The sequence below is a fragment of the Kitasatospora sp. NPDC001175 genome, assembly GCF_053598215.1.
This window is the reverse complement of sequence record NZ_JBSFJU010000011.1, coordinates 20,362-33,395: the sequence shown is the minus strand read 5'-3', so window position 1 is coordinate 33,395 and position 13,034 is coordinate 20,362. Positions and strand designations below refer to the sequence as shown.

The following is a 13,034-nucleotide window of genomic DNA, read 5'->3' as shown; positions in this document are numbered from 1 at the left end:
ACGGCGCGGGCCCGCCCCGCGAGCGGGCGCCGGGCTCAGGCGCGGCCGCGGAGGTTGCGCAGGTGCTCGGCGACGGGGGCGAGGGCGGCGTACATCGCGTCGATCTGCTCGGGGGTGAGCCGGTCGATGAAGTGGCGGCGCACGCTGCGCACGTGGTCGGGGGCGACCTTCTGCATGGTCTCCCAGCCCAGTTCGGTCAGGTGGGCGTAGAGGCCACGGCGGTCGCCGGGGCACTCCTGGCGGAGGACCAGGCCGGCGTTCTCCATCCGGGTGATCTGGTGCGAGAGCCGGCTCTTGGACTGGAGGGTGGCGGTGGCCAGGTCGGTCATCCGCATCCGGCGGTCGGGGGACTCGGACAGGGCGACCAGGATCTCGTAGTCGTTGCCGGCCAGGTTGTGCGGCTGGAGCTCACGGCCCAGTTGGTAGTCCAGCAGTTTGGCCACCTCGAGATGGGCACGCCAGAACTGCTGCTCCTTGGCCGTGAGCCAGGGAGTCTCCTCCTCCTGGCGGGGGTGGGAGGAGGAGGCCTCGGTGTCGGTGCTGTGCATGTCCATGGGAGAAGCATAGCCGAGGTTGTTAAATGTTGTACAAACTTATAAGTGGTCCAAGTCGGACTGTGGTCACAGCCCGAAGCGCCGCCCCAGCTCACCGAGGTTGCCCAGGCCGGGGAGGCCCGGCAACTGCTGCCCGCCGTGCCCCGGCTGCTGCGGCACTCCGCCCCCGGGCACCCCGGGCTCGCTCTCCACGACGCCCACCGAGCGCTCCGCCATCAGCTTCTCGCTGGACTGCACCAGCACCTGGCCGGCCCCGATGAACTCGAACTGGTGCTCCTCGCCGGAGGCCCCGCCGAGCCCGGTCAGGTGCCGGATCCCGCCGATCACGCCGTGCAGGTAGCTGTGGTCGTAGTGGTGGCAGGGGGCCGGGCAGTCCGCCCAGCCGACCAGCGCCTGCGGGTCGACCCGGATCGGCGGCTCCACGAAGTGCACCGGGCCGTTGGAGGCGGCGACGAACTTTCCGGTGCCGATCAGGGTGAGGAACCCCGGGATGATCGACTGCTTGAGGGCCAGCGAGGGCTCGAAGGCCAGCAGGTTGCCCGAACGGACCGTCAGGTTGCCGTTCTCCAGGTCGTAGGAGTTCAGGTCGAACGCCCGGTCCGCGAGCAGCAGCTTCCCCCGTCCCTCGGCCACCACCCAGTCCGAGGCGTGCAGCGGGGAGTTGAAGTTCCGCTCCAGTACCTGGTCGAGCACGCCCCGGCCGATGCCGGAGAAGCGGACGTCGCCGTAGTAGGCGATCATCTTGCCCTTCTGCAGGTAGTACGGGCCGTTGAGGTCCACCGAGAAGGCGTACGGGTTGACGTTGTCGTTGACCGGAAGGGTGTGCGGGTCGTACACCACCGGGCCACCGCCCTGCTGCTGCGGCGGCTGCGCCGGGGGTGCCGCGGGCGGCATCGGCGGCATCCGCATCCCGGGCTGGGTCGGCTGGTAGGACTGCTCGTACTGCTGCTGGGAGTAGGGCTGCCCGGGCTGCTGGGGGTACGGCTGCCCGTACGGCGGCTGCTGCGGAGGGTAGGACATCAGAGCTTCTCCTCGCTCGCCTGCACGAACACCACGCCCTGGCCGGACAGTTCCAGCTGGAACGCCTCGCCGGAGCCCCGTCCGATCATCTCGCGCCAACCCAGCGCGGTGGACAGTTTGTTGCGTACGTCGCCGCGGTGCGCCACGTACGCCTGCGGGTCCACGTGCACCGGCTGGCCCTGGACGATGGGCAGTTCGATCACTCCGCCGTGGGCCAGTACCGCGACCGAGCCGTGGCCGGTCAGCTGGGTGGTGAACAGGCCCTGGCCGGTGACCTGGCCGCGGACGATGCCCATCACGCCGCCCTGGGAGCCCATGAACATGGTGGACTGCTGGAGCGAACCCTCGAAGGCGAGCAGCCGGTCGGCCTCCACGCAGAGGGTGTCGCCGGCCAGCTCGATCACGTGGACGTGGTGGCCGCCGTGGCCGAACAGCACGCTGCCCCGGCCCTCGACGGTCATCAGCGGGGTGTCCTCGTTCGCCACCCGGCGGCCGATCATCGACATCACCCCGCCCTGGCCGCCCATCAGGTTGGGCCTGAAGGTGACCTCGCCGGTGTACGCGACCATCGCGCCGCGCTGGCTGAACAGCTGCCGTCCGGGGACCACCTGGGCCTCGACCAGCTTGCTGTTGATCTTCGTGAAGGGCATCAGACGTCGCCTCCGAAGGTGGTCTTCTCGGACGGCTGGACGTAGACCAGGCCCTCGCCGGTGAACTCGACCTGCATCGCCTCGCCGCCGCCCTCGCCGATCAGCGTGGTCCAGCCGGCGCCCGACTTCAGATGCCGGCTGAGGGTGCCGGTGTGAGCGACGTACGCGCCCGGGTCCACCCGCAGCGGGGTGCCCTTGGTGACCCGCAGGATGATCGCCGGGCCGTTGGAGGTGAGCGCTGCCCAGCCGTTGCCCTCGACCTTGGTGGTGAACAGGCCGTTGCCCGAGGCCATCCCGTTGAGTCCGGTGAAGCTGGTGCCGGTGTGCAGGCCGGCCTCGGTGCAGAGCAGGTTGTCCGCCTCGACGTACAGCGCCTCGCCGTTCAGCCGGACCAGGTTGATCTCGGTCGCCTTGTCGGCGAAGTAGCAGGTGCCCTGCCCCTTCACCTCCATGACCGCCATCTGCTCGCCGGTCAGGCGGCGGGCGACCATGCCGCGCAGGCCGTCGCCGCCGCCGGTGAGCTTCTTGAAGGACATCTGGCCGGTGTACGCGACCATCGAACCGTTGCGGGCCTTGACCGCGTCGCCCGCCATGTCGACGGCGAGCACCTTGGAGCCCTGGAGACGAAACTGTGCCACCGGCCGAATGTAGCTGGCGCGGTGGCACAGTGACAGCAAGCAGCGCCCGACTGGTACGAGGCTGCGACAGAGCGGGTGCGGATCAGACCGCCGCGCGGACGGTCCCGGCCGCCTGCTCGACCTCCATCAGTGAGGCGGAGTGCCGCTCGGCCTCGAAGGCCACCACACCGCCGCGCAGGCCGAACAGCCGCTTGGAGAGCAGGATCCACACCACCGCGGCGGTGTTCAGCAGCAGCGTGCAGATCTTGAACACGGTGACGTGGTGCGACAGCTCGTACCCCTCCAGCGGGAGGAACGCGGCGGTGGCGACCACGGTCAGGTACTCGGCCCAGCGGCGGGCCAGCCAGAGCCCGAACGCCTCGACGATCTCGATCAGCGCGTACGCCACCAGCGCGCCCGCCACGCCCAGCAGGGTGCTGCGCTTGTAGTCGAAGGTCTTGCGGATGGTCTCCACGATGGGAGAGTTCTCCAGGTCCCAGTGGAAGTGGTCGGTGACCGGCTTGAAGACGCTCAGGTTCTGGTTGAAGAGGTCCTTGACCGCGTCCTGGCTGTTGGAGAACTTCCACACCGCCCAGGCGACCAGGATGATCAGCACACCGCGCAGCAGCCGCTCGATCGCCAGGAAGCGCAGGATGAAGATGTCGCGCAGGGCCTTGCCGCGGGGCACCAGCGGGGCGTTCTCGGCCGGGCCCGAGCCGTGCGGTGCCCCCAGGGCGAAGTCACCGCAGCGCAGGCAGCGCCAGGCGTCGCCGAGCGCGGTCTGCGCGTGCAGCCGCGACCGCAGCTCGGGCTCGCTGGGCGCGTAGGTGGTGTGGCCGCGCCGGGAGCAGGTCCGGCGGTTCCAGTCGATGGTGAACAACGGTGATTTCCCCCGCGGTCTTCGCCGACCTGACCGTCAGGTCGTGCGGCAGCAATATAGGACCTCCGGACGACTCCGGGCTTCGCGCGGTCCGACCGGGGCCGGCGGTCCGGCGGTCGTGCGCGCAGAGCTCCGCGCCCCCGCGGAGCAGCCCACGCCCCCGGAGCTCGCGCCGGTGTCGGGTCGGTGATAATGGGCTGGCGGCTTGTGCGTCCGTTCACAAACCTGCCCGCCGACCCCCGACCCACGAGGTATCCACCGTGAAGAGCAGCGCCGTCCACCGCCTGCGCCTTGTCTCCGGCCCCGAGGGCCTCTCCTTCCTGCTGCTGCTGGTCTGCTCGGTGCTGAAGCGGACCACCAGCTTCAACGCCGTGCCGGTGATGGGCATGGTCCACGGCGTGCTCTTCATCCTGTACGTGGTCTTCCTGGCGCTCGCCGCGCAGCAGCAGCGCTGGCCGGCCAAGCGCAGTGCGCTGCTGTTCGTGCTGTCGGTGCTGCCGACCGGCGGCTTCTTCGCCGAGCGGATGCTGGCCAAGGAGGAGCGCGGCGAGAGCGCCGTGCCCGCCACCGCCTGATCCCGGGATCGCGCCGCAGCCGGGCCCCTCGCTCTCCCGACGGAGCGAGGGGCCCGGCTGCTGTCGCCGGTCGTGGAGCGTCAGTTGACGTTCACGGCGGACCAGGCCGCGGCGACCTGCTTGTACTCGGTGGAGGTGGCGCCGTACAGGTCGGCGGCGGCCTTCAGGGTGCCGGTGCGGGCCGCCTTGTAGTCGGTGGTGGAGGTGAAGTAGGTGGTCAGCGCGCGGTACCAGACCTTGAGGGCCTTGTCGCGGCCGATGCCGGCCACGGACTGGCCGCCCACGGTCGGCGAGTCGTAGCTGTAGCCGTTGATGGTCTTCTGCCCGCTGCCCTCGGACAGCAGGTAGAAGAAGTGGTTGGCGACGCCGGACGAGTAGTGCACGTCCAGGTTGCCGAGCGAGGAGGACCAGGAGTCGGGTGAGGTGCCGTCCTTGGAGGGCTTGTCCATGTAGCGCAGCGGCTTGCCGTCGCCGTTGATGTCGATCAGCTCGCCGAGCCAGTAGTTCGGCTTGTTGGCGGGCAGGTTGGCGTACCACTCGACGCCGGTGCCGAAGATGTCCGAGGTGGCCTCGTTCAGACCGCCGGACTCACCGAAGTAGTCCAGGTTCGCGGTGGCCGCGGTGACGCCGTGGCTCATCTCGTGGCCGGCCACGTCGAGTTCGGTCAGCGGGTGGGTGTTGCTGACACCGTCGCCGTAGGTCATGCAGAAGCAGCTGTCGTCCCAGAAGGCGTTGACGTAGTTCTTGCCGTAGTGGACCCGGCTGTAGGCGCCGACGCCGTCGTTGCGGATGCCGTTGCGGCCGAAGGTGGCCTTGTAGAAGTCCCAGGTGACGGCGGCGCCGTACTGGGCGTCCACGGCGGCGGACTGGGCGTTGGAGGCCAGGCCGTTGCCCCAGGTGTTGGTCGAGTTGGTGTAGAGGGTGCCGTTGCCCGAGGTGCGGCCGCTCAGGTTGGTGGTGTACTGGTTGCCGCGGGTGGCGTCCTTCAACTGGTACTTGCCACTGGTGGAGTTGGTGGTCAGCGGCACGGTGCCGACGAAGACGCCCTTGCCGCTGCCGGTGGCGTTGGCGGTCTGGATCTCCTCGTGGGTGGAGAGCACCTCGCCGGTGGCGGCGTCGGTGACCAGGCGCTGGCGGCTCGGGGTGCCGTCGGCGCGCATGCCCTCGACGGTGGTCTGGTAGGCCAGGCGAGGGGTGCCGGTGGAGGCCCAGACGACCAGCCTGGCCGGGCTGGTCCGGTCGACCGAGGTGAGTGCGGCGTCGTCGGAGTCCCTGGCGCCGATGGCGGCCTTGACCGTGCCGGCCGCCTTGGTGGCGGCCTGGTCGGCGGAGAGCTTCGGGGTCAGGCTGGCGAGGGCCAGCTTGCTCTCCACCGCGCGGTCCACCGACTTGACGGCGCCCTTGGCGTCCTGGTGCACGATCAGGTCGCCGCCGAGCACCGGCAGTCCGCCGAAGGTCCGCTCGTAGCGCAGGTGCCTGGTCCCGTCGGCGTCCACCACGACGTCCTTGGCCACCAGCTTCTCCTGGCTGCCCAGGCCCAGGGCCTTGGCTGCGGTGGTGGCCTGGGAGTCGGCGAGGGTGATCAGCTCGGCCTGCTGCCGGCCGGCGAGCGTCCCGGCGGCCGGAGAGCTGGCCTGCGCCGTCCCGACGCCGACCTGTACCACCCCGGCGATGATCGCCGAGGCGGAGAGAACGGCTCCGACTGTCAGCTTTCGCTTCACGTACGGTTCCTTCCGGTTCAACCGCGTCTGCGCGGTCGCGCCGCGTTCCGGGGCACCGGGGTAGTGCCTGCTGGGGCGGAATGGGCGCTGACGTGCTGCTCCGTGCGGTCAGACGGCATCGGCCGGAGAGGTGGGGCGGCCGGCGCCAGTACGGGGCTGGCCAGAAGCATGACAATCGAACTGATGAAATGACAGGTCTCGGGCAATGATTGGCAAACTTCCGCCAACTCCCGTCCATACATCTGTGGTGAGAATGTGTCAGGCAGATGTCCTCGGGCGGACGGCCCGGGCGGCCGGCGGATGGGTTCCGGCCCGAACCGAGTCCGGACGGTGGCTGGATTCAGCCAAGATCCGTTCGTGGGGTGCGCATTGCCGCAACATTGTGAAAGTTTGATGTCCCGGTGGGCGCGGTCAGGCGGATGGCGGGACTCCGCCATCGGACCCTCTTGTCCGGCCCGTTCCACCCCTGCTAGCCGCCCCAGGACGCATCGCAGCCGGGCCCCGTCGGACGGGGACCCGGCTGCGGTGAACAGGCTGCGGTGAACGGGCCGAGCGGAGGCCTTACTTGACGTTCACGGCCTCCCAGCAGGCCGCGACCCGCTTGTACGCCAGGGAGCCGGTGCCGCCGTACAGGTCGGCCGCCGCCTTCAGGGTCGCGGCGCGCGCGCCCTGGTAGTCGGTGGTCGAGGTCATGTAGACGGTCAGCGCGCGGTACCAGACCTGGAGGGCCCTGGCCCGGCCGATGCCGGCCACCGGCTTGCCGTCGAAGGTCGGCGAGTTGTACGTGTAGCCGTTGATGGTCTTCTGCCCGCTGCCCTCGGACAGCAGGTAGAAGAAGTGGTTGGCGACGCCGGACGAGTAGTGCACGTCCAGGTTGCCGAGCGAGGAGGACCAGAAGTCGGGCGAGGTGCCGTCCTTGGAGGGCTGGTCCATGTAGCGCAGCGGCTTGCCGTTGCCGAAGTAGTCGATGGCCTCGCCGATCAGGTAGTTCGGCTTGTTGGCGGGCAGGTTGGCGCTCCACTCGACGCCGGTGCCCATGATGTCCGAGGTGGCCTCGTTCAGACCGCCGGACTCACCGAAGTAGTTGAGCTTGGCGGTGGCCGCGGTGACGCCGTGGCTCATCTCGTGGCCGGCCACGTCGATCGAGGTCAGCGGGTGGGTGTTGCCCTGGCCGTCGCCGTAGGTCATGCAGAAGCAGCTGTCGTCCCAGAACGCGTTCATGTAGTTCTGGCCGAAGTGGACGCGGCTGTAGGCGCCGACGCCGTCGTTGCGGATGCCGTTGCGGCCGAAGGCCTTCTTGTAGAAGTCCCAGGTGGCCGCCGCGCCGAACTGGGCGTCCACGGCGGCGGACTGGGTGTTGGAGACGTTCCCGGTGCCCCAGCGGTTGTCGGTGTCTATGTACAGCGTGCCCTTGCCGGAGGTGCCGCCCTTCAGCGTGGTGGTGTACTGGTTGCCGCGGGTCGGGTCCTTCAGCTGGAACCAGGTCCGGTACGGCGTGGTGGTCAGCCGCACCGCGCCGTCGTGGACGCCCCGGCCGATGCCGGCCGCACCGGCGGTCTGGATCTCCTCGTGGGAGGAGAGCACCTCGCCGCTGGCGGCGTCGGTGACCAGCCGCTGACGGCTCGGGGTGCCGTCGGCGCGCATGCCCTCGACCACCGTCTCGTACGCCAGGCGCGGGGTGCCCGAGGCGGCCCAGACGACCAGCTTGGCCTGGCCGGTGCTGCCGACCTCCTTGAGCGCGGGCTCGTCGGCGTCCTTGGCGATGCCCATGGTCGACTTCACCGCGCCGGCGGCCTTGGCCGCGGCCTTGTCGGCGGAGAGCTGCGGGGTCAGGCTCGGCAGGGCGAGCTTGCCGTCGAGCGCGCGGTCCACGGACTTGACGGCGCCCTTGGCGTCCTGGTGCACGATCACGTCGCCGCCGAGCACCGGCAGGCCGCTGAAGGTGCGCTCGTAGCGCAGGTGGCGGGCGCCGTCCGGATCCACCACGGCGTCCTTGGCCACCAGCTTCTCCTGGCCGCCCAGGCCCAGGGCCTTGGTGGCGGCCGGGATCTGCGAGTCGGCGAGGGCGATCATGTCGGCCTCGGCGGGCTGCGGAGCGGCCGCGGCCACCTCGCCGTCGGCGGTGAAGGACAGCGCCTGCGCCGTCCCGGAGCTGACCTGGATCGCGGCGGCGAGGACCACCGAGGCGGAGAGAACAGCGCTGAGCTTGCGCTTCAAGTGGGATTCCTTCCATGTCAACCGCGTGCCCGCGGTCGTGCCGCGTTCCGGGGCACCAGGAATTGGCGCCGACCAGGGCGGAACAGGGCGGATGGCATGACCGAACATGCTGATGGAGTGACAAATATTTAGCAGCAGTTGGCAGAAAGGTGCCATGCGGTTATCGTCCCCAGGGGACTGATAGAGCATCAGAATGCTGGATAAATCGGGCAAATCACCGGTCTGGTATGGCGCCTTTTGAACAAACCGAGACCTTGCGGCCGGTGAATTCGGACAGTCGGAAACACCCGCAAAGGAAAGCCGGGACTTTATGTCCTGATTTGCGGCGATGATGGCCAGCCATCCCGCCCCGGGCCGAAGGGCCCGCCGCCCGCGGCGAAGCCGCTGGTGTGCGGCGTGAAAGGGTGGGGCGACGAGCGACCGAGGCGCGAGGGAGTGCCGGAGGGGCGAACGTCGGCACCGGGTGCGAGGGTCCGGAGGCGAGTGGGCGGGCAATGGAGCGGCGTCCAGCATCCTGGACAGCCGGCACCCGCCATCAGGCGCGCCGGTACGGTGGGGAGGTGGCCAAGCCCCTAGCTCTCGACTTCGACCCGATCGCCCGCGCCGACGAACTCTGGACCCGGCGCTGGGGGAGCGTCCCCGCGATGGCGGCGATCACCTCGGTGATGCGCGCGCACCAGATCCTGCTCTCCCGGGTGGACGCGGTGGTCAGACCGTTCGGGCTGACCTTCGCCCGGTACGAGGCACTGGTGCTGCTCACCTTCAGCCGGAAGGGCGAGCTCTCCCTCTCCAAGATCGGCGAGCGGCTGATGGTCCACCCGACCAGCGTCACCAACACCATCGTCCGACTGGAGGGTGCCGGCCTGGTCTCCCGCCGCCCCAACCCGTTGGACGGCCGGGGCGTGCTCGCCGCCATCACCGAGCGCGGCCGGGCGGTGGTCGAGGAGGCCACCCGGGCGCTGATGGCGATGGACTTCGGCCTGGAGGGCTACGACGAGAAGCAGTGCGAGCAGGTGTTCGAGCTGCTCCGGCCGCTGCGGGTGGCGGCGGGCGACTTCACCCCGCCCGCCGAGTAGGGGTGCCGCAAATGCACCCTAAGCGGGCGGTTACCCTCGATGGCATGAAGCAGAGTGTGCTGACCCGCTACCGGACGATGGCCTACGTCACGGGTGTCCTCCTGATCCTGCTGACCCTGGGTGTGATCGCCAAGTACGCGCTCGGCATCTCGGGTGCGGCCGGCTTCACCACCGCCGTCGGTATCGCGCACGGCTGGCTCTACGTGGTCTACCTGGTGCTCGCCTTCGACCTGGGCACCAAGGCGAAGTGGCCGATCGGCAGGCTGGCCTGGGTGCTGCTGGCCGGCACGATCCCGACCGCGGTCTTCTTCGTCGAGCGCAGGGTCTCCCGCGAGGTGGCGCCGCTGGTCGCCGCCCCGGAGCCGGCGAGCGCCTGACCCCGCCGCCCGAAGGGCGCCCTCTCCCGTGTCGGAGAGGGCGCCCTTTCGCATGCTCCGACGCCGCATGCTCCGACGCGGCGTACCCCGATGCCGTGTGCCCCGAGGTCCCGGTCGGTGGGCGGCCATCGACAGATACTAGGACGTCCGAGTAAATTGGTAGGACGTCCTAGTAGCTGTGCCGTCCCCAAGCGGTGGCGGCCGTACGGAGTGGGAGTTCGGAGTCGATGGACGCCGACGAGATCGAGGCCGGCCGCCGGCGCTGGCAGCAGCGGTACGACAAGGCGCGCAAGCGCGACGCGGACTTCACCACCCTGAGCGGCGACGAGGTCGAGCCGGTCTACGGCCCGCCCGCCGCTCAGCCCTACGAGGGCTTCGAGCGGATCGGCTGGCCCGGGGAGTACCCCTTCACCCGCGGCCTGCACCCCACCGGGTACCGGGGGCGGACCTGGACGATAAGGCAGTTCGCCGGCTTCGGTAACGCCCAGCAGACCAACGAGCGCTACCGGATGATCCTGGAGGCCGGCGGCGGTGGCCTCTCGGTCGCCTTCGACATGCCGACCCTGATGGGGTACGACTCCGACGACGCCAAGTCGCTCGGCGAGGTCGGCCACTGCGGTGTCGCCATCGACTCCGCCGCCGACATGGACGTGCTGTTCAACGGCATCCCGCTCGGCGAGGTCACCACCTCGATGACGATCAGCGGCCCGGCCGTCCCGATCTTCTGCATGTACCTGGTCGCCGCCGAGCGCCAGGGCGTCGACCAGGGAGTGCTCAACGGCACCCTGCAGACCGACATCTTCAAGGAGTACATCGCGCAGAAGGAGTGGCTCTTCGCCCCCGAGCCGCACCTGCGCCTGATCGGCGACCTGATGGAGTACTGCGCCGCCAACATCCCGGCGTACAAGCCGCTCTCGGTCTCCGGCTACCACATCCGCGAGGCCGGGGCGACCGCCGCCCAGGAGCTCGCGTACACGCTGGCCGACGGTTTCGCCTACGTCGAGCTCGGGCTGTCGCGCGGTCTGGACGTGGACGTCTTCGCGCCCGGGCTGTCCTTCTTCTTCGACGCCCACCTGGACTTCTTCGAGGAGATCGCCAAGTTCCGCGCCGCCCGCCGGATCTGGGCCCGCTGGATGCGCGACCGCTTCGGCGCCAAGACCGACAAGGCCCAGTGGCTGCGCTTCCACACCCAGACCGCCGGCGTCTCGCTCACCGCCCAGCAGCCGTACAACAACGTGGTGCGCACCGCCGTCGAGGCGCTCTCTGCGGTGCTCGGCGGTACCAACTCGCTGCACACCAACGCGCTGGACGAGACCCTGGCGCTGCCCTCGGAGCAGGCGGCGGAGATCGCGCTGCGCACCCAGCAGGTGCTGATGGAGGAGACCGGGGTCGCCAACGTGGCTGACCCGCTGGGTGGTTCCTGGTACGTCGAGGCGCTCACCGACCGGATCGAGGCCCAGGCCGAGGCGATCTTCCAGCGCATCCTGGACAAGGCGGTGGCCGACCACCCGATCGGCCCGATGACCTCCGGCATCCTGCGCGGCATCGAGGAGGGCTGGTTCACCGGCGAGATCGCCGAGGCCGCCTTCCAGTACCAGCAGGCCCTGGAGAAGGGCGAGAAGCGCGTGGTCGGCGTCAACTGCCACCCGCGCAGCGTCACTCCGGAGCTGGAGATCCTCCGGGTCAGCCACGAGGTCGAGCGCGAGCAGGTGCGGGTGCTCGGGGCGCGCAAGACCGCCCGCGACGAGGCCGCAGTCCGGGCCGGGCTCGACGCCATGCTGGCCGCTGCCCGCTCGGGGGAGAACATGATTCCGCCGATGCTCACCGCGATCCGCGCGGAGGCCACCCTCGGGGAGATCTGCAACACCCTCCGCACCGAGTGGGGCATCTACCGGGAGGCTGCCGCCTTCTAGCCGCCGGGCAGCTCACGATGGGCACCCGGGCAAGCCCCCAGGGGGGTTTGCCCGGGTGCACTCAGAAGGTGAGGCGGAAGAGTGCGCCGCCGCCCGGCGCGGCCTCGGCGGTGAGCTCGGCACTGTGGGCGCGGGCGATCTGGCGGGCCATGGCGAGGCCCAGGCCGGAGCCCGGGAGGGCGCGGGCGGCGGAGGCCCGGTAGAACCGGTCGAAGACGTACGGGAGGTCCTCCGGCGCGATTCCGGGGCCGTGGTCGCGGACCGTCAGCCGTTCCTCGGTGAGCGTCACCTCCACCGGTCCGCCCGGCGGGCTGAACTTGGCGGCGTTGTCCAGCAGATTGCCCACCAGCCGGACCAGCCGCGCGGGCACCGCGGGCAGTGTCGGACCGCCCTGCGCCGCGTACTCGAAGACGACCGCGGGCCAGTGGTCCCGGGCGGTCTCCACGCAGTGCGCCACCAGCGGTTCGAGCCGGACCAGTTCGACCAGCGCCTGCGGCTCCTCGTCCCTGGCGAGTTCGATCAGGTCGTTGACCAGCCCGGTCACCTCGCGCAGCTGCCGCTGCAGCCCGGCCGTCGCGCGCTCCCGCTGCCCGGGCGTCAACCGCTCGGCCTTGGCCAGCAGCTCGGCGTTGGTGCGCAGCGCGGTGAGCGGGGTGCGCAGCTCGTGCGAGGCGTCCGCGACCAGCCGCCGCTGGGCGGCCACCGACTGCTCCAGCTCGCCCAGCATCGCGTTGAACGCCCCGGCCAGCCGGGTCACCTCGTCCGCGCCGGCCGGAGCCCCCGGCGGCAGGTCGATCCGTACGGCCGCGTCCCGGGTGGCCGCGATCCGCTCGGCGGTGGCGGTCAGCCGGGCGAGCGGCGCCAGACCGGTACGGGCGACCGTGTGGCCCAGCACCCCGGCGAGCAGCACGCCCGCACCGGCGACCGCGGCCATCAGCTCCCCGGCCTGCCGCACGCCCTGCTGGACGGCGTCGGAGCGCAGCGCCACCTGCACCGCCTTGCCGGTGCCCGAGCCGAACGGGGTGCTGAGCATGCGCGCCGGGTGCCCGCTCACCGTGACGGTGCTGAAGTAGCCGCCGCGCTGCCCGGCCGCGACCGCCCGGGTGGCGGGGGTGACCGGGAGCAGGTAGGGCGGGGCGGGGTCCTTGGCCGGGTCGGCCGGCACGATCTGGGTGCAGGCGGGCGCGGCCAGGTAGCCGCACTCGGCGTAGAGCACCTGCGGGCCCTGTCCCCGGTTCTGCTGCTGGACCAGGGTGGCGTGCTGGGTCAGCTGGAGGTCGAGCTGGTGCACCAACTCGTAGCGCATGACGGTGAATCCGGCCACGCCCACGCCGAGGGCGACCAGCGCGACCGCGGCCGAGGCGGCCAGCGCCAGCCGGGTGCGCAGCGGTCTGCGGCGGCGCCAGCGGGCGTGCCGGGAGCGCTCGTCGCCGG

12 protein-coding genes are annotated in these 13,034 nt (G+C 70.5%); 4 read left to right on the top strand and 8 right to left on the bottom strand.

Going from position 1 to position 13,034, the window contains the following annotated elements:
• Positions 1-35 precede the first annotated feature (35 nt).
• The 5 genes from ACWDAK_RS10890 to ACWDAK_RS10870 all read right to left on the bottom strand — a co-directional run bounded on the left by ACWDAK_RS10890 (position 36) and on the right by ACWDAK_RS10870 (position 3,721).
• A complete protein-coding gene (locus ACWDAK_RS10890) occupies positions 36-554 on the bottom strand; it encodes a MarR family winged helix-turn-helix transcriptional regulator (protein ID WP_425557803.1) in 519 nt (172 codons plus the stop codon).
• Between the two features lie 66 nt (positions 555-620).
• Complete coding sequence (locus ACWDAK_RS10885) at positions 621-1,448, bottom strand: AIM24 family protein (protein ID WP_427393805.1); 828 nt, start codon at positions 1,446-1,448, stop codon at positions 621-623.
• A gap of 125 nt (positions 1,449-1,573) precedes the next feature.
• Positions 1,574-2,224, bottom strand: coding sequence for an AIM24 family protein (locus ACWDAK_RS10880; protein WP_344639484.1), 651 nt, complete (start codon positions 2,222-2,224; stop codon positions 1,574-1,576).
• Positions 2,224-2,862 (bottom strand): AIM24 family protein, encoded by a 639-nt coding sequence (locus ACWDAK_RS10875; protein WP_344639485.1) that lies wholly within the window; start codon positions 2,860-2,862, stop codon positions 2,224-2,226. Before ACWDAK_RS10875 ends, ACWDAK_RS10880 begins: the two co-directional genes overlap by 1 nt.
• Before the next feature lie 82 nt (positions 2,863-2,944).
• Positions 2,945-3,721 carry a DUF2127 domain-containing protein gene (locus ACWDAK_RS10870; protein WP_344639486.1) on the bottom strand — a complete coding sequence of 259 codons (777 nt, stop codon included), beginning with the start codon at positions 3,719-3,721 and terminating at the stop codon, positions 2,945-2,947.
• 260 nt (positions 3,722-3,981) lie between these two features.
• Between ACWDAK_RS10870 and ACWDAK_RS10865 the strand changes: the two genes are divergently transcribed.
• Entirely contained in the window at positions 3,982-4,296 is a 315-nt protein-coding gene (locus ACWDAK_RS10865; protein WP_344639487.1) for a DUF3817 domain-containing protein, read from the top strand.
• A gap of 80 nt (positions 4,297-4,376) precedes the next feature.
• On the opposite strand, the gene ACWDAK_RS10860 is transcribed toward ACWDAK_RS10865, so the two are convergent.
• Together ACWDAK_RS10860 and ACWDAK_RS10855 are read right to left on the bottom strand one after the other, a co-directional pair.
• A complete protein-coding gene (locus tag ACWDAK_RS10860; RefSeq protein ID WP_344639488.1) occupies positions 4,377-6,017 on the bottom strand; it encodes a M4 family metallopeptidase in 1,641 nt (546 codons plus the stop codon).
• Positions 6,018-6,578: 561 nt separating this feature from the next.
• Positions 6,579-8,234 carry a M4 family metallopeptidase gene (locus ACWDAK_RS10855; protein ID WP_427393789.1) on the bottom strand — a complete coding sequence of 552 codons (1,656 nt, stop codon included), beginning with the start codon at positions 8,232-8,234 and terminating at the stop codon, positions 6,579-6,581.
• A 560-nt stretch (positions 8,235-8,794) separates the two neighbouring features.
• On the opposite strand from ACWDAK_RS10855, the gene ACWDAK_RS10850 reads away from it, so the two are divergent.
• The 3 genes from ACWDAK_RS10850 (at position 8,795) to ACWDAK_RS10840 (ending at position 11,600) form a co-directional block, all read left to right on the top strand.
• On the top strand, positions 8,795-9,310 hold the full coding sequence (locus tag ACWDAK_RS10850) for a MarR family winged helix-turn-helix transcriptional regulator (RefSeq protein WP_344639490.1): 516 nt from the start codon (positions 8,795-8,797) through the stop codon (positions 9,308-9,310).
• A gap of 44 nt (positions 9,311-9,354) precedes the next feature.
• Positions 9,355-9,687: a DUF3817 domain-containing protein gene (locus ACWDAK_RS10845; RefSeq protein ID WP_344639491.1), complete on the top strand. Its 333-nt coding sequence runs from the start codon at positions 9,355-9,357 to the stop codon at positions 9,685-9,687.
• Positions 9,688-9,914: 227 nt separating this feature from the next.
• The gene (locus ACWDAK_RS10840; protein ID WP_344639492.1) at positions 9,915-11,600 is read left to right on the top strand and encodes an acyl-CoA mutase large subunit family protein; all 1,686 of its coding nucleotides are present in this window, start codon (positions 9,915-9,917) and stop codon (positions 11,598-11,600) included.
• Between the two features lie 61 nt (positions 11,601-11,661).
• Here ACWDAK_RS10840 and ACWDAK_RS10835 read toward each other — a convergent pair whose 3' ends face one another.
• Positions 11,662-12,987: a sensor histidine kinase gene (locus ACWDAK_RS10835; protein WP_427393804.1), complete on the bottom strand. Its 1,326-nt coding sequence runs from the start codon at positions 12,985-12,987 to the stop codon at positions 11,662-11,664.
• Between the last annotated feature and the right edge of the window lie 47 nt (positions 12,988-13,034).